We start from the raw sequence: 21,777 nt of genomic DNA, 5'->3' as shown, positions 1-21,777 counted from the left end.
GGCCGCCCCCGTCACCCAGGTGACGGGGGCGGCCCTTTGCGCTGTTCGGGACACGTGTACGATCGCGCCCTTGAACTTCTGCTGAAGCAGATCTGAACTCTTATCTCTGAGGGGGGACTTGAGTGGATACGTCCACGCCCGGGGGCGGTAGGCACAGACGCCGCATACGGATCGCCGTTCCGGTCGCCGCGGCGGGCCTCGCCGCCGCCGTCGCCGGTGCGCTCCTGGTGTCGTCCGCGAACGCCACGCCCAGCCCGACGCTGCCCACGCCCACCGTGCGGCTCGCCAACGCCGCGCCGTCCCAGGCCGCGCTGGAGAAGCGCGTCGCGGGTGCTCTCGCCGGTGACGACACCGCGGGCCGGACGACCCAGAAGGCGTCCCTGAGCGCCGCCACGAACACGGCACGCGTCGACCCGAAGATCATCGGCGGTACCACGACCGCCATCTCCACGGCCCCGTGGATGGCGCAGCTCTGGTACTACGACGACAAGGGCACCACCAGCGAGGCCGACGACCTCGGCTTCTTCTGCGGTGGCTCCGTCGTGTCGCCGACGAAGATCCTCACCGCCGCGCACTGCGTCAAGGGCTACGACTGGAAGGCCAACGGCGCCGTCATCACCGGCACCGCCCAGCTGCCGACCAGCGACTCGGCGGGCAACACCAACCTGCACGGCGGTACGGTCACTGCCGCCTGGCGGCAGTGGAACCACTCGTCGTACAGCTCGACGACCATCAACAACGACATCGCGGTCATCACGCTGGCGAGGCCCGTCACGGCCAAGCCGATCCGCATGACGACGTCCGGTGACACCACCTCGTACACGTCCAAGGATGCGAAGCTCTACGGCTGGGGCCGCACCACGTCCACCACGCAGGACATCTCCGAGACGCTGAAGACGGCCACGCTGCCGATCAACTCGGACGCCACCTGCAAGGCCGCGTACGGCACCGACTTCGTCGCGGGCCACATGGTCTGCGCGGGCACCAAGGCGACCGGCACCGACGCCGGCACCACCACGGCCTGCAACGGCGACTCGGGTGGTCCGCTGATCGTGGGCGGCCGCATCGTCGGTGTCGTGTCCTGGGGTGTCGAGGACTGCGTCGCGAAGGGCGCGTACAGCGTCTTCTCGAAGGTCAGCACCTACGTCGGCGCCGCCTGGCCGCGCGTCGAGGACGCCAACCTGAACGACGACCACAAGGCCGACCTGTGGGTCCGTAACTCGTCGACGAAGACGGGCTACGAGAAGGACTCCAACGGCACCTCGTTCGGCGCGCGTCAGTCGTGGGGCTCGTGGGACGGCGTGAACGTCGTGCTCCAGGCCGACCTCAACCGGGACGGCTACCAGGACTTCGTCGTGCGCGAGAGCGCCACCGGTGACGTCCACTGGATGCACTGGCTGCCGTCCACCGAGAAGTGGGCCAACGACAGGATCTTCACCAACTGGAAGGCCCGCACCCGGATCATCGCCCCCGGCGACCTCACCGGCGACGGCCTGCCCGACATGCTCTCCGTCGACTCCACCGGAGCGATGTGGGAGTACCCGGGCAAGGGCAACGGCACCTTCTCGGCGCGGGTCCAGGTCAGCACCGGCTGGAGCCAGTACAACTCCGTGCGCGCGCACGGCGACTTCACCGGCGACGGCAAGGCCGACCTCATCGCGCGCAGCAAGACCGGCTCGTACATCTACCTGTACAAGGGCACGGGCAAGACCGGCAGCGGTGCCTTCTCCACTCGCATCAAGGTGCGCACCTGGGCGGACTACAACGCCTTCGACGCTCCCGGTGACGTGACCGGCGACGGCAAGGCCGACTTCCTGGCCCGCACCCCCGGCGGCACGCTCTACCTGTACCCCGGGACCGGAAAGGCCACCTCCGAGATCTTTGCCACAAGGATCTCGGTGGGTACCGATTTCAAGCAGTACGACATCTTCGGCTGACATTGCAGGTGAGCGGTTTCTTCCCGCTCCGGCCGAGCACACAGGGTGCCCACCGCGTCACGCGGTGGGCACTTTGCGTCGTGCAACCCTTTCCCGGGTTTCCCCGTCTGACCGTACGGAGTGACCATGGAGCGGTACGCCTCGTCACGACCGGATGGGCCTGGCCCTGAAAGCAGGGGGTAACCGACCGTAAACGTAAAGAGGAAGCCGAGGAACACATGCCCGCCGAGAGCACGCCGGAGCCCGCCATACCGGGCGAGCCCGGCGACAGCGCCCCGCCCCGCCCGAAGGGCAGCCGCCGTAAGGCCCGCAGCCCGCGCAGCAAGGCCCTGCTCGTCACGGCCTGGACCGCGGCGGGTGTCGTGGCGCTCGGCGGCGCCGGAGCCGGGTATCTGTTCTTCAAGCTCAACGGCAACCTCAAGAGCGTCGACATCAACCAGGCGCTCGGCAGCGACCGGCCCCTGAAGGTCGACAACGGCTCGGAGAACATCCTGGTCCTGGGCTCCGACACCCGCTCCGGCACCAACAGGAAGCTCGGCGGCGGCACCGACGACGGCAGCGCCCGCTCCGACACCGCGATGATCGTCCACGTGTACAAGGGCCACAAGCGGGCCAGCGTGGTCTCCGTCCCCCGTGACACGCTCGTCGAGCGGCCCTCCTGCACCGACTCCGAGGGCACCGTCCACGGCGCGGTCTCCGGCGCGATGTTCAACTCCGCCTACTCCACCGGCGGCGCCGCCTGCGCGGTGAAGACCGTCGAGTCCATGACCGGCATCCGCATGGACCACTACATCGAGATCGACTTCAGCGGCTTCCAGAAGCTGATCGACGACCTCGGCGGCGTCACGATCACCACGACCAAGGCCATCTCGGACCACGAGAGCCATCTGCACCTGACGGCCGGGTCCCACGAGCTCGACGGCAAGCAGGCGCTCGGCCTGGTCCGTACCCGGCACGGTGTCGGCGACGGCTCCGACCTCGGCCGCATCCAGCTCCAGCAGGCGTTCATGAAGGCCCTGGTCGACCAGGTCAAGCACATCGGGCTCCTGTCCAACCCGAAAAAGCTGTACGACCTCGCCGACACCGCGACCAAGACGGTGACCACCGACTCCGACCTCGGCAGCGTCACCGACCTCGCCTCCTTCGCGGGCGGCCTCAAGGGCATCGGCTCGTCCCACATGACCATGGTGACGATGCCGGTCCAGTACGACCCGGCCGACGCCAACCGCGTCCTGGTCGACAAGACCAAGTCCGAGCTGATGTGGAAGGCGCTGAAGGCCGACCGGCCGATCCCGAAGGCGGCCACCGAGGGAACCGCCACCGGCACCGCGAAGGGCGTCGTCAGCCCCGGCTGAGCCCCCGCTGAGCCCCGGCCGAGTCCGTGCGGTCCGGGCGCGGGCCGCACGGGGAATAGATCGCCGCGTCCCTCCGTTTTGGGGGATACGGCCAGTGCTGGCAGACTGGTACGTCGGCCCCGGTTCACGCATCCGCATCCAGCGGCGGCGACCCGGTGCCCTCCCGAAACTAGGAGACACCTTGAAGCGCGACATCCACCCCGAGTACGTCGAGACGCAGGTCAGCTGTACCTGTGGCGCGTCGTTCACCACCCGCAGCACGATCTCCAGCGGCACCGTCCGCGCCGAGGTCTGCTCCGAGTGCCACCCGTTCTACACGGGCAAGCAGAAGATCCTCGACACCGGTGGCCGCGTGGCCCGCTTCGAGGCCCGCTTCGGCAAGGCTGCCGCTGCCAACAAGTAGCGAGCCCACAGCGCCGGTCTTCGGAGTCTCCCGCACGGGGACGCCGGGACCGGCGCTTTGCGGTCCAGCCCCCTCCCCGGGCTCTCGACGCGTTCGAGCAGGGGAACCCCACGCCGTACCTACGTCCTCACGCTCTGCACAGAGCCGGGGACAGTCCATTGGAGCCGGAGATGTTCGAGGCGGTCGAGGAACTGATCGGCGAGCACGCCGATCTGGAGAAGAAGCTCGCTGACCCGTCGGTGCACGCCGACCAGGCCAACGCGCGCAAGCTCAACAAGCGCTACGCCGAGCTGACCCCGATCGTCGCGACGTACCGCTCCTGGAAGCAGACCGGGGACGACATCGGCACGGCCAAGGAGTTCGCCGCCGACGATCCCGACTTCGCCGCCGAGGTCAAGGACCTGGAGAAGCAGAAGGAGGAGCTCACCGAGAAGCTCCGCCTGCTGCTTGTCCCGCGCGACCCGAGCGACGACAAGGACGTCATCCTGGAGATCAAGGCGGGCGCCGGCGGCGACGAGTCCGCCCTGTTCGCCGGTGACCTGCTGCGCATGTACCTGCGCTACGCCGAGCGCGTCGGCTGGAAGACCGAGCTCATCGACGCCACCGAGTCCGAGCTCGGCGGCTACAAGGACGTCCAGGTCGCCGTGAAGACCAAGGGCGGCCAGGGTGCCACCGAGCCCGGGCAGGGCGTCTGGGCCCGGATGAAGTACGAGGGCGGCGTGCACCGGGTGCAGCGCGTGCCCTCGACCGAGTCGCAGGGCCGTATTCACACGTCGGCCGCCGGTGTCCTCGTCACGCCCGAGGCCGAGGAGGTCGACGTCGAGATCCTCGCGAACGATCTCCGTATCGACGTCTACCGCTCCTCGGGCCCCGGCGGCCAGTCCGTCAACACGACCGACTCCGCGGTGCGCATCACGCACATTCCCACCGGAGTCGTCGCTTCCTGCCAGAACGAGAAGAGCCAGCTGCAGAACAAGGAGCAGGCGATGCGTATCCTGCGCTCCAGGCTCCTCGCGGCGGCGCAGGAGGAGGCGGAGCGGGAAGCCTCCGACGTCCGCCGCAGCCAGGTCCGCACGGTCGACCGCTCCGAGAAGATCCGTACGTACAACTTCCCGGAGAATCGCATCTCGGACCACCGCGTCGGCTTCAAGGCGTACAACTTGGACCAGGTGTTGGACGGCGAGCTCGACGCGGTCATCCAGGCCTGCGTCGACGCGGACTCGGCCGCCAAGCTCGCCAACGCGTAACAGCAAACGACAACAGCTCAGCCCCGGAGGACCAGCGTGCAGCAACATTTTGGGGGTCGATCCCCAAACCCCCGCAGCGTGCTGCTCGCGGAAGTGGCCCAGGCCACCCAGCGGCTGGCCGACGCCGGCGTGCCCTCGCCGCGCAACGACGCGGAGGAGCTCGCCGCCTTCGTGCACGGCGTGAAGCGGGGCGAGCTGCACAGCGTCAAGGACGCGGACTTCGACGCCCGCTACTGGGAGGTGACCGCGCGCCGCGAGGCCCGCGAGCCGCTCCAGCACATCACCGGGCGCGCCTACTTCCGCTACCTCGAACTCCAGGTGGGGCCCGGCGTCTTCGTCCCCCGCCCGGAGACCGAGTCGGTCGTCGGCTGGGCCATAGACGCCGTCCGCGCGATGGACGTCGTCGAACCGATGATCGTCGACCTGTGCACCGGCTCGGGAGCCATCGCTCTCGCGCTCGCCCAGGAGGTCCCGCGCTCCCGTGTGCACGCCGTGGAGCTGTCCGAGGACGCCCTCCGGTGGACGCGCAAGAACGTCGAGGGGTCCAGGGTCGACCTGCGCCAGGGAGACGCCCTCACGTCGTTCCCGGACCTCGACGGCCAGGTCGACCTGGTGATCTCCAACCCTCCGTACATCCCGCTCACCGAATGGGAGTACGTGCAGCCGGAGGCCCGGGACCACGACCCGGAGCTCGCCCTGTTCTCCGGCGAGGACGGACTCGACCTCATCCGCGGCATCGAGCGCACCGCGCACCGGCTGCTGCGGCCCGGCGGCGTCGTCGTCATCGAGCACGCCGACACCCAGGGCGGACAGGTGCCGTGGATCTTCACCGAGGAGCGGGGCTGGGCCGACGCGGCCGACCACCCGGATCTCAACAACCGGCCGCGGTTCGCGACCGCCCGCAAGGCGATGCCGTGAGCGCGGCTCACCCGGTCCCGGCGCGCGGCGGCGCCGTGGTGCGCCGGCGCGTCGCCTTCGACCGCATCGCGTTTCTTCGCACCCCCAGCCAGCAGTACGTGTATGAGGAGGCCCGCTAAATGGCACGGCGATACGACACCAACGACGCGACCGACCGCACCACAGGTCTGCGTGAGGCGGCGTCCGCCGTCCGCCGTGGCGAACTGGTGGTCCTCCCCACCGACACCGTCTACGGCATCGGCGCCGACGCGTTCACCTCGGAGGCCGTCGCCGACCTGCTCGACGCCAAGGGCCGGGGCCGCAACATGCCCACCCCTGTCCTCATCGGCTCCCCGAACACCCTGCACGGCCTCGTCACGGACTTCTCCGAGATGGCCTGGGAGCTCGTCGACGCGTTCTGGCCGGGCGCCCTGACCCTCGTCGCCAAGCACCAGCCGTCGCTCCAGTGGGACCTGGGGGACACCCGGGGCACGGTGGCGATCCGTATGCCGCTGCACCCCGTCGCCATCGAACTCCTCACGGAGGTCGGTCCGATGGCCGTCTCCTCCGCCAACCTCACCGGCCACCCCGCGCCGGAGGACTGCGACGCCGCCCAGGGCATGCTCGGCGACTCCGTCTCGGTCTACCTGGACGGCGGCCCGACCCCGGGCAACGTGCCCTCCTCGATCGTCGACGTCACCGGCAAGGTCCCCGTCCTGCTGCGCGCGGGCGCCCTGTCGGCGGAGGAGCTCCGCAAGGTCGTACCCGACCTCGAGGTGGCGAATTGACAGCCCCCGAGTCCCCCGGGCTCCCGGCTCGGCCGGAGCAGGGAGCAGTCCCATGCGTGGCATAGGCGCGGGGTTCACCGGGACCGGCGGATCCCCGAGCGGGTCCTTCCGCATCCTCCACGTCAGCACCGGCAACGTGTGCCGCTCGCCGATCACCGAGCGGTTGACCCGGCATGCCCTGGCGGACCGGCTGGGAGACCCCCTGTGGGGCGGCCTCATCGTGGAGAGCGCCGGCACCTGGGGCCACGAGGGCGCGCCCATGGAGGCCAACGCCGCGACCGTCCTGACCGACTTCGGCGCGGACCCCTCCGGCTTCGTCGGGCGCGAGCTCCTCGACGACCACGTCATCCGCGCCGACCTGGTCCTGACGGCCACCCGCGACCACCGCGCCCAGGTCATCTCCATGGGCCACTCCGCCGGCCTGCGCACCTTCACGCTGAAGGAGTTCACCCGGCTGGTGCGCGCCATAGACAGCTCGACGCTGCCGCCCCTCCAGGACGGCGTGGTCGAGCGCGCCGTCGCGCTGGTACGGGCCGCCGCCGCGCTGCGCGGCTGGCTGCTGGCCCCGACCGCGGAGGCCGACGAGGTGTTCGACCCCTACGGGGCGCCGCTGCCGTTCTTCCGGTCCATCGGGGACGAGATCAACGAGGCGCTGGACCCGGTCGTCACCGCTCTGACGGGGGTACCCGCGCGGACGTGACACCGGGCGTGCGACCGGTCCCGGTTCTACATTGGACATAAGCGTCCCCCCGCAGATGTCCGGAGTCCACCATGCCGGTCGCCACCATGCCCGAAGCGGATGTCCTGAGCCGCCAGGATCCCGAGCTCGCCGAGATCCTGCGCGGTGAGCTGGACCGGCAGTCGACCACGCTGCAGCTCATCGCGGCGGAGAACTTCACCTCGCCGGCCGTGCTGGCCGCGCTCGGCTCGCCGCTGGCGAACAAGTACGCCGAGGGGTATCCCGGCGCCCGTCACCACGGCGGCTGCGAGATCGTCGACGTCGCCGAGCGGATCGCCGTCGACCGCGCCAAGGCCCTCTTCGGCGCCGATCACGCCAACGTCCAGTCCCACTCCGGGAGTTCGGCCGTCCTGGCCGCGTACGCCGCCCTGCTGCGCCCCGGGGACACCGTGCTGGCGATGGGCCTGCCCTTCGGCGGTCATCTGACCCACGGGTCGCCCGCGAACTTCTCCGGCCGCTGGTTCGACTTCGTCGGCTACGGGGTCGAGGCGGAGTCGGGACTGATCGACTACGAGCAGGTGCGCACCCTGGCCCGTGCCCGCCGTCCCAAGGCCATCGTCTGCGGATCGATCTCGTATCCCCGGCACATCGACTACGCGCTCTTCCGGGAGATCGCCGACGAGGCCGGCGCCTATCTCATCGCGGACGCCGCCCACCCCATCGGGCTCGTCGCGGGGGGAGCGGCGCCGAACCCGGTGCCGTACGCCGATGTCGTGTGCGCCACCACGCACAAGGTGCTCCGGGGGCCGCGCGGCGGCATGCTCCTGTGCGGTGGCGAACTGGCGGAGCGGGTCGACCGGGCCGTCTTCCCGTTCACCCAGGGCGGTGCGCAGATGAACACCATCGCGGCCAAGGCCGTCGCGTTCGGCGAGGCGGCGACCCCGGCCTTCACGGCGTACGTCCATCAGGTGACCGCCAACGCCCGGGTGCTGGCCGCGGGTCTCGAGGCGGAGGGGCTCGCGGTCACCACGGGCGGCACCGACACCCATCTGCTGGTCGCGGATCCGGTACCGCTCGGCGTCGACGGGCGTACCGCGCGCGGCCGGCTGGCCGCCGCCGGTATGGTCCTCGACACCTGTGCGCTGCCTCACGGCGACGCCCGGGGTCTGCGGCTCGGCACCGCGGCGCTGACCACCCAGGGGATGGGCGAGCCGGAGATGGCACGGGTCGCGGCACTGTTCGCGGGGGTGCTCCGGGACGAGATCGAGGGCCGGGCGGCACGCGAGGAAGTGCGGGAACTGACCGGAAGATTTCCGCCTTATACGGACTGACCGGGGGTACGCGTACCGAACCGCACAGCCACACGTGCAACCATCGTCGCTACCCGAAAGTCCTCAACCGTATGCGTGCATCGCTAGGGTGTGGGGCTGTGATGGCCAGCGAGACCTGTGGGGAAGCCCGTGCGTGAATACCTGCTGACGCTCTGCATCACGGCCGCGGTGACGTACCTGCTGACAGGGCCGGTACGGAAATTCGCGATCGTGGCCGGAGCCATGCCGGAAATCCGGGCGCGTGACGTGCACCGTGAACCCACGCCGAGGCTCGGCGGCATCGCGATGTTCTTCGGTCTGTGCGCCGGCCTGCTGGTCGCGGACCATCTGACGAACCTCAACGAGGTCTTCGCCAACTCGAACGAACCGCGTGCCCTTCTCTCCGGCGCCGCGCTGATCTGGCTGATCGGTGTGCTGGACGACAAGTTCGAGATCGACGCCCTGATCAAGCTCGGCGGCCAGATGATCGCCGCCGGTGTGATGGTCATGCAGGGTCTGACGATCCTGTGGCTGCCGATCCCCGGGGTCGGCCTGGTCGCGCTGACCCAGTGGCAGGGCACGCTGCTGACGGTGGCGCTCGTCGTCATCACCATCAACGCGGTCAACTTCGTGGACGGCCTCGACGGACTGGCCGCCGGCATGGTGTGCATCGCGTCCGCCGCGTTCTTCCTGTACGCCTACCGGATCTGGTACTCGTACGGCATCGAGGCGGCCGCCCCGGCGACGCTGTTCGCGGCGATCCTGATGGGCATGTGCCTGGGCTTCCTGCCGCACAACATGCATCCCGCGCGGATCTTCATGGGCGACTCCGGGTCGATGCTCATCGGTCTGGTGCTGGCCGCCGGCGCGATCTCCATCACCGGGCAGATCGACCCCGACGTGATGAACCTCTTCACCGGTTCCCCGCGCAACACCGTGCACCAGACGGTGCCCGTGTTCATCCCGCTGCTGCTGCCGCTGACGATCATCGCCATCCCGGCCGCCGACCTGGTGCTCGCCATCGTGCGGCGCACCTGGCGCGGGCAGTCGCCGTTCGCCGCCGACCGGGGCCACCTGCACCACCGCCTCCTGGAGGTCGGCCACTCGCACAGCCGGGCCGTCCTGATCATGTACTTCTGGTCGGCGCTGATCTCCTTCGGCGCCCTCGCCTACTCGGTCAACTCCGGGGCCATGTGGAGCGTGCTCGTCATCGCGGCGCTCAGCGCGGTCGGTCTCGTGCTGCTCCTGCTGCCCCGCTTCACACCGCGCGCCCCGCGCTGGGCCGAACACCTCCTGCCGCCGCGCTACCGCCGCCGCAGGGCCGCCGCGGCCGCTGCCCGGGACATGGCGCCCGTGACCCACGAGGCGGCGCCCGAGAGCGAGCCGGACGAGGCGCGCGAGCACCGTGCTCCGGTGGTCGCCGGAGTCGCGGGAGTCAATGGAGCGACGGCGATCGGGACCCGTGCGCGACTTCTGGACCGGCGCGAGGCCGAGTCCTCGCGCTGAGTCGAAGGTAAGAATCTGACTAACGCGTGACCAAATCGTGGGGAAGCAAAGCGCCTCAATATCAGACAAATGGGCGCTTGAAATGCACAGACGCGCAGCTTCACTCTCATGTGTGACAGTCAGCACACCAACCAGGTAAAGACCTCATCAAATAGTTTGTGATACGGTTCACGAGAACCCAGGGCAGAGCCGAAAGACCCCAGCACGACGGTCCTTTGGCGTGAGGTTCTCTCTCAGCCCGGGACTACGCTCGTCCATGACGACACGCCCCCCTTAGCAAGCGGAGTTGCCGCCATGCCGTCCAATGACGTCCGGATCCTCCTTCAGGCCGCTGTACCCACAGCTGCCGCCGGCGCGATTGCCGCCGTCGTCAGCGGTGTGGTCGCCGGCGGCAAGGGAGCGCTCGGGGCGGTCGTCGCGACGCTGGTGGTCGTTCTCTTCATGGGGCTGGGCCTCTACGTCCTGCAGCGCACCGCCAAATCGCTTCCGCACTTGTTCCAGGCGATGGGTCTCCTGCTCTACACGGCGCAGATTCTTCTGCTGTTCATCTTTGTCGCCGCGTTCAAGAACACATCGCTGTTCAACCCCAAGTCCTTCGCGCTCACCCTGGTCGTCACCACCCTCGTGTGGATCGGCGCACAGGCACGTGCCCATATGAAGGCCAAGATCCTCTACGTCGAACCCGACTCCTCGAAGGCCGAAAAGCCCGAGAACAAGGGTCATTCGTCGTGAGGGGTAGGGCCGGGATAAGTGCACGCAGGAGATCCTGCTATCGTCCGGTGCCAACTGCGGCATCGCGGGCGCGGGCATCTGAGCTGACGCCTGTTCGATCGCGAGGCTTGATGCCCCACTGCCGCCCCCACATCCGTAACACCAGTCCAGTGCCGAACCGCGGCTGCGCGCCGCGCCGACACAACGAGGATGCCGTACCTATGCGCCACGCTGAAGGAGCCCGCGGTGAGTGCTGACCCGACGCAGGTGCTCGCCTTCGAGACCGACTGCCACATCTTCGACGGTTGTGGCTTCCCGGCACCCGGCCTGCACTCGTTCCTGTTCGAGCCCATCTGGGGCGACGGGGACAGCAACCTGTACTTCAACAAGACGATGCTCCTGGCGCTGCTGGGCTCGCTTGTCATCGTCGGCTTCTTCTGGGCCGCGTTCCGCAAGCCGAAGGTCGTCCCGGGCAAGCTGCAGATGGTCGCCGAGGCCGGCTACGACTTCGTCCGTCGTGGCGTCGTCTACGAGACGATCGGCAAGAAGGAGGGCGAGAAGTACGTCCCTCTGATCGTCTCGCTGTTCTTCTTCGTCTGGATGATGAACCTCTGGTCGATCATTCCGCTCGCCCAGTTCCCGGTCACCGCGATCATCTCGTACCCGCTGGTGCTGGCCCTGATCGTCTACGTTCTGTGGGTCTCGCTGACCTTCAAGCGCCACGGCTTCGTGGGCTTCTTCAAGAACGTCACGGGCTACGACAAGTCGCTCGGCCCGGTTCTCCCGCTCGCGATGCTCATCGAGTTCTTCTCGAACCTGCTGGTCCGTCCGTTCACGCACGCCGTGCGACTCTTCGCGAACATGTTCGCGGGTCACACGCTGCTGCTGCTGTTCACGATCGCCAGCTGGTACCTGCTCAACGGCGTCGGCATCGCCTACGCGGGCGTCTCGTTCATCATGACCATCGTGATGACGGCCTTCGAGCTCTTCATCCAGGCCCTGCAGGCGTACGTGTTCGTGCTGCTGACCTGCACCTACATCCAGGGCGCACTGGCCGAGAACCACTGAGCGCCCCTCCCTCGACCCCGCAGTCGTCCGGTGGCCAACCCCCACCGGTCCGTAAAGAAAAGGAAGAACTGGCATGTCCCAGACCCTTGCCGCTGTCTCCGGCTCGCTCGGCTCGATCGGTTACGGCCTCGCGGCCATCGGCCCCGGCGTCGGCGTCGGCATCATCTTCGGTAACGGCACCCAGGCCCTCGCCCGTCAGCCCGAGGCCGCCGGTCTGATCCGCGCCAACCAGATCCTCGGCTTCGCCTTCTGTGAGGCGCTCGCCCTCATCGGTCTGGTCATGCCGTTCGTCTACGGCAAGTGATCTTCGGATCCACGACAGCCCACTAGACGAAAGGCACTGACATGAGCCAGCTGCTCATTCTGGCGGCCGAGGAGACCGAAAACCCCCTCGTCCCGCCGATCCCCGAGCTTGTCATCGGCCTGCTCGCCTTCGTCATCGTCTTCGGTTTCCTGGCCTGGAAGCTTCTCCCGAACATCAACAAGGTTCTGGAGCAGCGTCGCGAGGCCATCGAGGGCGGTATCGAGAAGGCCGAGGCCGCGCAGACCGAGGCCCAGAGCGTTCTTGAGCAGTACAAGGCTCAGCTCGCCGAAGCCCGGCACGAGGCCGCGCGCCTGCGCCAGGAAGCCACGGAGCAGGGCGCCACGCTCATCGCCGAGATGCGCGCGGAAGGCCAGCGGCAGCGCGACGAGATCGTCGCCGCCGGTCACACGCAGATCGACGCCGACCGCAAGGCCGCCGCTCAGTCGCTGCGCCAGGACGTCGGCACGCTTGCCACCGACCTGGCCGGCAAGCTCGTCGGCGAGTCCCTCGAGGACCACGCCCGCCAGAGCCGCGTCATCGACCGTTTCCTCTCCGAGCTTGAGGAGAAGGCCGAGGCGGCTCGATGACCGCACACGGAGCGAGCCGCGAGGCAACCGCAGCCGCACGTGAGCGTCTCGACGCGCTGACGGACTCGACGTCCGTGGACGCGGCCCAGCTCTCCGACGAGCTGGCCGCGGTCACCGCGCTGCTCCACCGCGAGGTGTCGCTGCGTCGGGTCCTCACCGACCCGGCGCAGCCCGGCGAGGCCAAGGCCGAGCTGGTCCAGCGCCTGCTGGGCACCCAGGTGGGCGGCAGCGCCGCCGACCTGGTCTCCGGCATGGTGCGTTCCCGCTGGTCGCAGCCCCGCGACCTGGTGGACGCCCTCGAGGAGCTCACCACCACCGCCGACCTCACGGCGGCGCAGCGGACGGGCGCGCTCGACAACGTCGAGGACGAGCTGTTCCGCTTCGGCCGGATCGTCGCCTCGAACACCGAGCTGCGCGCCGCGCTGACCGACCGGGCCGCCACCACGGCGGCCAAGAGCGAGCTGCTGCGCAGCCTGCTCGGCGGCCGGGCCGACGTGACGACCGAGCGTCTGGTGACGCGCCTCGTAACCGCGCCCCGCGGACGTAGCCTGGAAGCGGGACTCGAGTCCCTGTCCAGGCTCGCCGCCGAGCGCCGTGACCGCATGGTCGCCGTGGTCACCTCGGCGGTGCCGCTGAGCGACGGACAGAAGCGGCGCCTCGGCGCCTCTCTGGCCAAGCTCTACGGCCGCCCGATGCACCTCAACCTCGACGTGGACCCCGATGTCCTCGGCGGGATCCGGGTGCAGGTCGGCGACGAGGTCATCAACGGTTCCATCGCGGACCGTCTCGAGGACGCCGCCCGCCGCATGGCGAGCTAGTAACCACATAAGCAGTACGCAATTACGGCCCTGGTTGGGCCGTGCAGAGGATTCACCTCTCATCGGGGGGAGTCCCCATCCCCCCAAGTGAAACTTCGGGCCCAACAAGGAGAGCAGGGAACCCAGATGGCGGAGCTCACGATCCGGCCGGAGGAGATCCGGGACGCACTGGAGAACTTTGTCCAGTCGTACCAGCCGGACGCGGCCTCGCGCGAGGAGGTCGGTACGGTCACCGTCGCCGGCGACGGTATCGCCAAGATCGAGGGTCTTCCCTCGGCCATGGCGAACGAGCTGCTGAAGTTCGAGGACGGAACCCTCGGCCTCGCGCTGAACCTGGAAGAGCGCGAGATCGGTGCGGTCGTCCTCGGCGAGTTCAGCGGTATCGAAGAAGGTCAGCCGGTGCAGCGCACCGGTGAGGTGCTGTCCGTCGCCGTGGGCGAGGGCTACCTCGGCCGCGTCGTCGACCCGCTCGGCAACCCGATCGACGGCCTCGGCGAGATCGAGACGTCCGGCCGCCGCGCCCTCGAGCTGCAGGCTCCGGGCGTCATGGTCCGCAAGTCGGTGCACGAGCCGATGGAGACGGGCTACAAGGCCGTCGACGCGATGACCCCGATCGGCCGTGGCCAGCGTCAGCTGATCATCGGCGACCGTCAGACCGGCAAGACCGCGCTGGCCGTCGACACGATCATCAACCAGCGCGACAACTGGCGCTCGGGCGACACCAAGAAGCAGGTCCGCTGCATCTACGTCGCCATCGGCCAGAAGGGTTCGACCATCGCCTCCGTGCGTGGCGCCCTCGAAGAGGCCGGCGCGCTGGAGTACACGACCATCGTCGCCGCCCCGGCGTCCGACCCGGCCGGCTTCAAGTACCTTGCGCCGTACACCGGTTCGGCCATCGGTCAGCAGTGGATGTACGAGGGCAAGCACGTCCTCATCATCTTCGACGACCTCTCGAAGCAGGCCGACGCCTACCGCGCCGTGTCCCTCCTGCTCCGCCGTCCGCCGGGCCGCGAGGCCTACCCCGGTGACGTCTTCTACCTGCACTCCCGTCTGCTGGAGCGCTGCGCGAAGCTCTCCGACGACCTGGGCGCCGGTTCGATGACGGGTCTGCCGATCGTCGAGACCAAGGCGAACGACGTGTCGGCGTTCATCCCGACCAACGTCATCTCCATCACCGACGGCCAGTGCTTCCTTGAGTCCGACCTGTTCAACGCCGGCCAGCGTCCGGCCCTGAACGTCGGTATCTCGGTCTCCCGCGTCGGTGGCTCGGCCCAGCACAAGGCGATGAAGCAGGTCTCCGGCCGTCTTCGCCTCGACCTGGCCCAGTACCGCGAGCTGGAGGCGTTCGCCGCCTTCGGTTCCGACCTGGACGCCGCGTCGAAGGCGCAGCTGGAGCGCGGTCAGCGCCTGGTCGAGCTGCTCAAGCAGGCTCAGTACCAGCCGATGCCGACCGAGGACCAGGTCGTCTCCGTGTGGTCCGCCACCACGGGCAAGATGGACGACGTACCGGTCGCCGACATCCGCCGCTTCGAGAAGGAGCTCCTGGAGTACCTGCACCGCAAGGAGCAGGGCCTCATGACCTCCATCAAGGAGGGCGGCAAGATGTCGGACGACACGCTCACCGCCATCGCCGACGGCATCACGGAGTTCAAGAAGCAGTTCGAGACCTCGGACGGGAAGCTTCTCGGCGAGGACGCTCCGGCCGCCGCCAAGTGACGTAAGGAAGGGACCTGACTCATGGGAGCCCAGCTCCGGGTCTACAAGCGTCGCATCCGATCCGTCACCGCGACCAAGAAGATCACCAAGGCGATGGAGATGATCGCCGCCTCGCGCGTCGTCAAGGCGCAGCGCAAGGTGGCGGCCTCCACGCCGTACGCGACCGAGCTCACCCGCGCGGTCACGGCGGTCGGCACCGGCTCGAACACCAAGCACCCGCTGACCACGGAGGCGGAGACGGCGACCCGTTCCGCGGTGCTGCTCCTCACGAGCGACCGCGGTCTGGCCGGCGCCTTCAACTCCAACGCCATCAAGGCGGCGGAGCTGCTGACCGCCCGTCTCGAGGCCGAGGGCAAGACGGTCGACACGTACATCGTCGGCCGCCGTGGTCTGGCCCACTACAACTTCCGCGAGCGCAAGGTCGTGGAGTCGTGGTCGGGTTTCACCGACGAGCCCACGTACGCGGACGCGAAGAAGGTCGCGGGTCCGCTGATCGAGGCCATCGAGAAGGACACGGCGGACGGCGGCGTGGATGAACTCCACATCGTCTACACCGAGTTCGTCTCGATGATGACGCAGTCGGCCATCGACGGCCGTCTGCTGCCGCTTCGCCTCGAAGAGGTCGCGGAGGAGACGCCGAAGGGCGAGATCCTCCCGCTGTTCGAGTTCGAGCCGTCGGCGGAGGACGTCCTCGACGCCCTGCTGCCGCGCTACGTCGAGAGCCGTATCTACAACGCGCTGCTCCAGTCGGCTGCTTCCAAGCACGCCGCCACGCGCCGCGCGATGAAGTCGGCGACCGACAACGCGGGAGACCTGATCACCACGCTCTCCCGACTTGCCAATGCGGCCCGCCAGGCCGAAATCACCCAGGAAATCAGCGAGATCGTCGGCGGCTCCGCAGCCCTTGCCGACGCGACCGCGGGGAGTGACAAGTAATGACGACGACTTCTGAGACGGCCGTTGCCACGGGCCGCGTCGCCCGGGTCATCGGCCCGGTCGTCGACGTGGAGTTCCCCGTCGACGCGATGCCGGAGATTTACAACGCCCTTCACGTCGAGGTGGCCGACCCGGCCAACGCCGGCGAGCTGAAGACGCTGACCCTGGAAGTCGCCCAGCACCTGGGTGACGGCCTGGTCCGTACGATCTCCATGCAGCCCACCGACGGTCTGGTCCGCCAGGCCGTGGTCACCGACACCGGAACGGGCATCAGCGTCCCGGTCGGCGACTTCACCAAGGGCAAGGTGTTCAACACCCTCGGTGAGGTGCTGAACTCGGACGAGACGTACTCGGGCGAGCGCTGGACCATCCACCGCAAGGCCCCGCGCTTCGACGAGCTCGAGTCGAAGACCGAGATGTTCGAGACCGGCGTCAAGGTCATCGACCTTCTCACCCCGTACGTCAAGGGTGGAAAGATCGGTCTGTTCGGTGGTGCCGGCGTCGGCAAGACGGTGCTCATCCAGGAGATGATCTACCGCGTCGCCAACAACCACGACGGTGTCTCCGTGTTCGCCGGTGTCGGTGAGCGCACGCGTGAGGGCAACGACCTCATCGCGGAGATGTCCGAGTCGGGCGTCATCGACAAGACGGCGCTCGTCTTCGGCCAGATGGACGAGCCCCCGGGCACCCGTCTGCGCGTGGCCCTCGCGGGTCTGACCATGGCGGAGTACTTCCGCGATGTGCAGAAGCAGGACGTGCTGTTCTTCATCGACAACATCTTCCGCTTCACGCAGGCCGGTTCCGAGGTCTCGACCCTGCTCGGCCGTATGCCCTCCGCGGTGGGTTACCAGCCGAACCTGGCCGACGAGATGGGTCTCCTCCAGGAGCGCATCACCTCGACCCGTGGTCACTCGATCACCTCGATGCAGGCGATCTACGTCCCCGCGGACGACCTGACCGACCCGGCCCCGGCCACCACGTTCGCCCACCTCGACGCGACGACGGTTCTCTCCCGTCCGATCTCCGAGAAGGGCATCTACCCGGCCGTGGACCCGCTGGACTCCACGTCCCGCATCCTGGACCCCCGCTACATCGCGGCGGACCACTACGCGGCCGCGATGCGCGTCAAGTCGGTTCTTCAGAAGTACAAGGACCTTCAGGACATCATCGCGATCCTCGGTATCGACGAGCTGGGCGAGGAGGACAAGCTCACCGTCCACCGCGCCCGTCGCGTGGAGCGCTTCCTGTCCCAGAACACCCACGTCGCCAAGCAGTTCACCGGCGTCGACGGGTCGGACGTCCCGCTGGACGAGTCGATCGCGGCCTTCAACGCGATCATCGACGGTGAGTACGACCACTTCCCGGAGCAGGCGTTCTTCCTCTGCGGTGGCATTGAGGACCTCAAGGCCAACGCCAAGGAGCTCGGCGTCTCCTGAACCTCGTGTTCTGAGTGAGGGGGCGGGACCGCGCCTCGCGGGGTGCGGTCCTTCCCCCTCCGTACGCCTACTAGACTTTGACCCAACACCCGGCAGCAACGCCGGGTGGTGACCCGAGGAGCCCACCTTGGCTACTGAGCTGCACGTCGAGCTCGTCGCCGCGGACCGCAGTGTCTGGTCCGGCGAGGCCACCCTGGTCGTCGCGCGTACCGCGTCCGGCGACATCGGCGTCATGCCCGGTCACCAGCCGCTTCTCGGTGTGCTGGAGTCGGGCCCGGTGACCATTCGTACGAGTGATGGTGGAACGGTCATCGCCGCGGTGCACGGCGGTTTCATCTCGTTCGCCGACAACAAGCTGTCGCTGCTGGCCGAGATCGCCGAGCTTTCGGACGAGATCGACGTCCAGCGTGCGGAGCGGGCGCTCGAGCGCGCGAAGTCGGACGCCGACGCGTCCGCCGAGCGTCGCGCGGACGTCCGCCTGCGTGCGGTGGCGACCCGCTGACCATCGGTGCGACCCCGGCACCGCAGGCGCTGGGGGAGCACTGTGCAAGGCTTTGACTCAGCCGCGGCTGGGACCGGATCACTCCGGCCCTGGCCGCGGCTGAGGCGAATCCGGAAGTTTTTTCTTTTCCGTTACCTAGGAGACGAGGAGGTCGGTGTCGATGGTCCTCGCTCTGACTGTGTGCGGAGTGGTAGTGGGGCTCGTGGTGGTGGGGCTGTTCGTCTTCGGCCTCCGCCGCCGGCTCATCCAGCGTTCCGGCGGAACGTTCGACTGCAGCCTGCGCTGGGACGTCCCCGAGAAGGGTGACCCCAGCGGCAAGGGCTGGAGCTACGGAGTGGCCCGCTACAACAGCGACCGGATCGAGTGGTACCGCGTCTTCTCCTACGCCCCCCGCCCGCGCCGCGTCCTCGAACGCTCGGCGATCGAGGTGGACGGCCGTCGCGCCGCCGCGGGCGAGGAGGAGCTCGCGTTGCTCTCGGACGCGATCATCCTGGCCTGCCTCCATCGCGGGACGCGTCTCGAGCTGGCGATGAGCGAGGACGCGCTGACGGGATTCCTCGCCTGGCTGGAGGCGGCCCCGCCCGGACAAAGGGTGAACGTCGCGTAGCGGCGTTCAGGGCCCCGTTGGATGCCCCCCCTACAGCGAACCGCGGGCAGACCATGAGGTCTGCCCGCGGTTCTTTTTGTGGTGCGGGGTGGATCGGTGTTCGGTCAGGGCCTGCGATCAGCTCAGGCCGCTGTTGATGGCGCTGACCAGTTCACCGTTGCTGGTGTCACCGCTGAACTCCCAGAAGAAGGCGCCGCCCAGGCCCTGGCTCTTGGCCCACGACATCTTCGTCCCGATGGTGGCCGGGGTGTCGTAGGACCACCAGTTGTTGCCGCAGTAGGCGTACGCCGTACCGGCGACGAGGCCGGTGGAGGGGCAGGACGTCTTGAGGACCTTGTAGTCCTCGATGCCCTGCTCGTACGTACCGGCGGCCGGGCCGGTCGCGGTGCCGCCGGGCGCGGACTGGGTGACCCCGGTCCAGCCGCGGCCGTAGAAGCCGATGCCGATGAGCAGCTTGCTCGCGGGCACGCCCTTCGACTTGAACTTGGCGATCGCGTCGGCCGTGGTGAAGCCCGGCGTCGGGATGCCGCTGTACGAGGTGAGCGGGGAGTGCGGGGCGGTCGGGCCCTGTGCGGCGAACGCCCCGAAGAAGTCGTACGACATCACGTTGTACCAGTCGACGTACTGCGAGGCGCCGCCGTAGTCCGCGGCGTCGATCTTGCCGCCGGAGGTGCCGTCGGCCGTGGTGGCCGCGGTGACCAGGTTGTTCGAGCCGAACTTGGCGCGCAGGGCCTGCATCAGGTTCTTGTAGGCCGCGGCACCACTGGTGTCACAGGACAGACCGCAGGAGTTCGGGTACTCCCAGTCGATGTCGATGCCGTCGAAGACATCGGCCCAGCGCGGGTCCTCGACCAGGTTGTAGCAGGACTGCGCGAACGCGGCCGGGTTGGCGGCGGCCTGGGCGAAGCCGCCGGACCAGGTCCAGCCGCCGAAGGACCACAGGATCTTGATGTTCGGGTACTTGGCCTTCAGCTCGCGCAGCTGGTTGAAGTTGCCGCGCAGCGGCTGGTCCCAGGTGTCGGCGACGCCGCTGACCGACTGGTCGGCGGTGAAGGCCTTGTCGTAGTCGGCGTAGGAGTCGCCGATCGCGCACTGGCCGTTGGTGACGTTGCCGAACGCGTAGTTGATGTGCGTGATCTTGGCGGCCGAGCCGGACGTCACCAGGTTCTTGACGTTGTAGTTGCGGCCGTAGATGCCCCACTCGGTGAAGTAGCCGAGCTTGACGTTCTTGCCGGTGGGCGGCGGGTCGGTGGTGCCGCCGCCGGTGGTGTGGACCGCGACCGCGCCGCTGACCGGACCGGTCTGGTCGGCGGTGTCACGGGCCTGCACGGTGTACGAGTAGTCGGTGCCGGCGGTCAGGCCGGTGTCCGTGTACGAGGTCGTCGTGACCGTCGCGACCTTGCTGCCGCCGCGCAGGACGTCGTAGTTCTTGACGCCCTTGTCGTCGGTGGCCGCGCTCCAGGAGAGCTTCACCGAGGTGTCGGTGACCGAGGACGCGGTGGGGGTGCCCGCCGCGGAGGGCGGGTTGTCGCCGGGGACGGTGGTGCCGCCGTCACAACTGCCGCCGTTGAGCGTGCAGTTGGACGGGGAGCCGGAGCCCGCCCCGTTGAAGCCGAAGGAGACGGATGCGCCCGCGGCGAGGGTGCCGTTCCAGGACTTGTTCTTGGCGGTCCAGTGGTTGCCCGAGCTGGTGACGTCCGCGTCCCAGGCCGAGGTGACGGAGGTGCCGGAGGGGAAGTCCCACTGGATCGTCCACGAACTGATCGCGGTGGTACCGGTGTTCTTGACGGTCCACTTGCCTTCGAAGCCCGTACCCCAGTCCTGGGTCTTGGAGTACGTGGCGGTGGCGCTGTCGGCGGCCTGCGCCGGACTCGCGAGACCGACCAGGCCTGCCAGGGGGAGCAGCAGGGTGGCGAGCCCTGCCGTCGCTCGTTGTCTGAAGCGCATTCCGCGCCTCCTCGGGGGAGTTGGGGGAGGGAGGGGCGTGACTGAGCCTTCACACCCACGGTGCCCGTGAGGATAGGAAGGTCTGGACCACAGGTCAATAGGTCTGGACCACTGTTTCGCTGTCGCCCTTGATCCCCAACTCCCGTGCGGGTGTTGCCCCTTGGTGAACGACTGTGCGGTCCTGACGGTCCGGCAGGCGGCTGACGTGGGCCTTCGCGGTTCTGTGCGAGGTGGTCCTGAGCCCTGTGCGAGGCCGTCCGGAGTCACTGGCGGGGACGACGAAGGGCGCCCGCGGCAGCGGGCTCGAAGCGGCCTTCGAGCCCGGCGCGGACGCCCTTCGTCCGGTCCGGCGGGTACGGCCGGGAGTCGCTCAGCGCTCCCCGCCCGGGACCCACAGCACGTCGCCGGTGTCCTTGTTCGCCGTGCGGGCCAGGATGAACAGGAGGTCCGAGAGCCGGTTGAGGTAGGTGGCGGTCAGCGGGTTCATCGCCTCGCCGTGGACCTCCAGGGCCGCCCAGGTCGAGCGCTCGGCCCGGCGCACGACCGTGCAGGCCTGGTGCAGGAGCGCCGCCCCGGCGGTGCCGCCGGGCAGGATGAAGGAGCGGAGCTTCTCCAGGCGCTCGTTGAACAGGTCGCAGTCGGCCTCCAGCTTGTCGATGTAGAACTGCTCGACCCGCAGCGGCGGGAACTTCGGGTCCTCGACCACCGGCGTCGACAGATCCGCGCCCACGTCGAACAGGTCGTTCTGGACGCGGGTGAGGACCTGGACGACCTCGTCCTCCAGGCCGCCCAGGGTGATCGCCGTTCCGATCACCGCGTTCGCCTCGTTGGCGTCGGCGTACGCCGAGATCCGCAGATCGGTTTTGGCGACCCTGCTCATGTCGCCGAGGGCGGTGGTGCCCTGGTCGCCGGTCCTGGTGTAGATGCGCGTCAGATTGACCATGAGGTCAGCCTAGTTACGCCCCGGCTCGGCCCGGCGGCGGGTGTCGCCCGCTTCATGCAGGTCGTCGACGAAGCCCCCGC

The 21,777-nt window shown here is 68.6% G+C and carries 22 protein-coding genes; 20 read left to right on the top strand and 2 right to left on the bottom strand.

Going from position 1 to position 21,777, the window contains the following annotated elements; translation table 11 throughout:
- Positions 1-122: 122 nt before the first annotated feature.
- From OG780_RS14065 to OG780_RS13970, 20 genes are all read left to right on the top strand, one after another.
- A complete protein-coding gene (locus tag OG780_RS14065) occupies positions 123-1,937 on the top strand; it encodes a trypsin-like serine protease (protein ID WP_328448137.1) in 1,815 nt (604 codons plus the stop codon).
- A gap of 218 nt (positions 1,938-2,155) precedes the next feature.
- Positions 2,156-3,292 carry an LCP family glycopolymer transferase gene (locus OG780_RS14060; protein ID WP_328448135.1) on the top strand — a complete coding sequence of 379 codons (1,137 nt, stop codon included), beginning with the start codon at positions 2,156-2,158 and terminating at the stop codon, positions 3,290-3,292.
- 181 nt (positions 3,293-3,473) lie between these two features.
- Entirely contained in the window at positions 3,474-3,695 is a 222-nt protein-coding gene (gene rpmE, locus OG780_RS14055; protein ID WP_100595864.1) for a 50S ribosomal protein L31, read from the top strand.
- Positions 3,696-3,865: 170 nt separating this feature from the next.
- Positions 3,866-4,942, top strand: coding sequence for a peptide chain release factor 1 (gene prfA / locus OG780_RS14050; RefSeq protein ID WP_326785496.1), 1,077 nt, complete (start codon positions 3,866-3,868; stop codon positions 4,940-4,942).
- A gap of 78 nt (positions 4,943-5,020) precedes the next feature.
- Positions 5,021-5,860, top strand: a complete 840-nt coding sequence (gene prmC, locus OG780_RS14045) for a peptide chain release factor N(5)-glutamine methyltransferase (RefSeq protein ID WP_326785495.1) — start codon at positions 5,021-5,023, stop codon at positions 5,858-5,860.
- A complete protein-coding gene (locus tag OG780_RS14040) occupies positions 5,857-5,979 on the top strand; it encodes a hypothetical protein (protein ID WP_326785494.1) in 123 nt (40 codons plus the stop codon). The genes prmC and OG780_RS14040 overlap by 4 nt, the downstream gene beginning before the upstream one ends.
- Positions 5,980-6,627: an L-threonylcarbamoyladenylate synthase gene (locus OG780_RS14035; RefSeq protein ID WP_103550972.1), complete on the top strand. Its 648-nt coding sequence runs from the start codon at positions 5,980-5,982 to the stop codon at positions 6,625-6,627.
- A gap of 52 nt (positions 6,628-6,679) precedes the next feature.
- Entirely contained in the window at positions 6,680-7,327 is a 648-nt protein-coding gene (locus tag OG780_RS14030) for an arsenate reductase/protein-tyrosine-phosphatase family protein (RefSeq protein ID WP_326785492.1), read from the top strand.
- A gap of 71 nt (positions 7,328-7,398) precedes the next feature.
- Complete coding sequence (gene glyA / locus OG780_RS14025; protein ID WP_328448128.1) at positions 7,399-8,637, top strand: serine hydroxymethyltransferase; 1,239 nt, start codon at positions 7,399-7,401, stop codon at positions 8,635-8,637.
- Positions 8,638-8,766: 129 nt separating this feature from the next.
- Positions 8,767-10,122: an MraY family glycosyltransferase gene (locus tag OG780_RS14020; protein WP_328448126.1), complete on the top strand. Its 1,356-nt coding sequence runs from the start codon at positions 8,767-8,769 to the stop codon at positions 10,120-10,122.
- 294 nt (positions 10,123-10,416) lie between these two features.
- On the top strand, positions 10,417-10,854 hold the full coding sequence (locus OG780_RS14015) for a hypothetical protein (RefSeq protein ID WP_328448125.1): 438 nt from the start codon (positions 10,417-10,419) through the stop codon (positions 10,852-10,854).
- Positions 10,855-11,079: 225 nt separating this feature from the next.
- Positions 11,080-11,901, top strand: coding sequence for a F0F1 ATP synthase subunit A (gene atpB, locus OG780_RS14010; RefSeq protein WP_328448124.1), 822 nt, complete (start codon positions 11,080-11,082; stop codon positions 11,899-11,901).
- Positions 11,902-11,974: 73 nt separating this feature from the next.
- Positions 11,975-12,205, top strand: coding sequence for an ATP synthase F0 subunit C (atpE, locus tag OG780_RS14005; protein WP_024884520.1), 231 nt, complete (start codon positions 11,975-11,977; stop codon positions 12,203-12,205).
- 41 nt (positions 12,206-12,246) lie between these two features.
- The gene (locus OG780_RS14000; protein ID WP_328448121.1) at positions 12,247-12,792 is read left to right on the top strand and encodes a F0F1 ATP synthase subunit B; all 546 of its coding nucleotides are present in this window, start codon (positions 12,247-12,249) and stop codon (positions 12,790-12,792) included.
- Entirely contained in the window at positions 12,789-13,610 is an 822-nt protein-coding gene (locus OG780_RS13995) for a F0F1 ATP synthase subunit delta (RefSeq protein ID WP_328448119.1), read from the top strand. The genes OG780_RS14000 and OG780_RS13995 overlap by 4 nt, the downstream gene beginning before the upstream one ends.
- A gap of 126 nt (positions 13,611-13,736) precedes the next feature.
- On the top strand, positions 13,737-15,326 hold the full coding sequence (gene atpA / locus OG780_RS13990; protein WP_328448117.1) for a F0F1 ATP synthase subunit alpha: 1,590 nt from the start codon (positions 13,737-13,739) through the stop codon (positions 15,324-15,326).
- 21 nt (positions 15,327-15,347) lie between these two features.
- Complete coding sequence (locus OG780_RS13985) at positions 15,348-16,262, top strand: F0F1 ATP synthase subunit gamma (RefSeq protein ID WP_328448115.1); 915 nt, start codon at positions 15,348-15,350, stop codon at positions 16,260-16,262.
- Positions 16,262-17,698: a F0F1 ATP synthase subunit beta gene (gene atpD / locus OG780_RS13980; protein WP_328448113.1), complete on the top strand. Its 1,437-nt coding sequence runs from the start codon at positions 16,262-16,264 to the stop codon at positions 17,696-17,698. The genes OG780_RS13985 and atpD overlap by 1 nt, the downstream gene beginning before the upstream one ends.
- A 127-nt stretch (positions 17,699-17,825) precedes the next feature.
- Positions 17,826-18,200: a F0F1 ATP synthase subunit epsilon gene (locus tag OG780_RS13975; protein WP_328448111.1), complete on the top strand. Its 375-nt coding sequence runs from the start codon at positions 17,826-17,828 to the stop codon at positions 18,198-18,200.
- A gap of 160 nt (positions 18,201-18,360) precedes the next feature.
- Positions 18,361-18,807: a DUF2550 domain-containing protein gene (locus tag OG780_RS13970; protein ID WP_328448109.1), complete on the top strand. Its 447-nt coding sequence runs from the start codon at positions 18,361-18,363 to the stop codon at positions 18,805-18,807.
- A gap of 117 nt (positions 18,808-18,924) precedes the next feature.
- Here OG780_RS13970 and OG780_RS13965 read toward each other — a convergent pair whose 3' ends face one another.
- Together OG780_RS13965 and OG780_RS13960 are read right to left on the bottom strand one after the other, a co-directional pair.
- Positions 18,925-20,754 (bottom strand): glycoside hydrolase family 18 chitinase, encoded by a 1,830-nt coding sequence (locus OG780_RS13965; RefSeq protein WP_328448107.1) that lies wholly within the window; start codon positions 20,752-20,754, stop codon positions 18,925-18,927.
- Positions 20,755-21,124: 370 nt separating this feature from the next.
- Positions 21,125-21,697, bottom strand: a complete 573-nt coding sequence (locus OG780_RS13960; protein ID WP_328448105.1) for a cob(I)yrinic acid a,c-diamide adenosyltransferase — start codon at positions 21,695-21,697, stop codon at positions 21,125-21,127.
- Between the last annotated feature and the right edge of the window lie 80 nt (positions 21,698-21,777).

The organism is Streptomyces sp. NBC_00386 (assembly GCF_036063235.1).
GTDB lineage: Bacteria > Actinomycetota > Actinomycetes > Streptomycetales > Streptomycetaceae > Streptomyces.
Note: the sequence above shows the minus strand (reverse complement) of the source record. Positions and strands in the feature narration are given on the sequence as shown.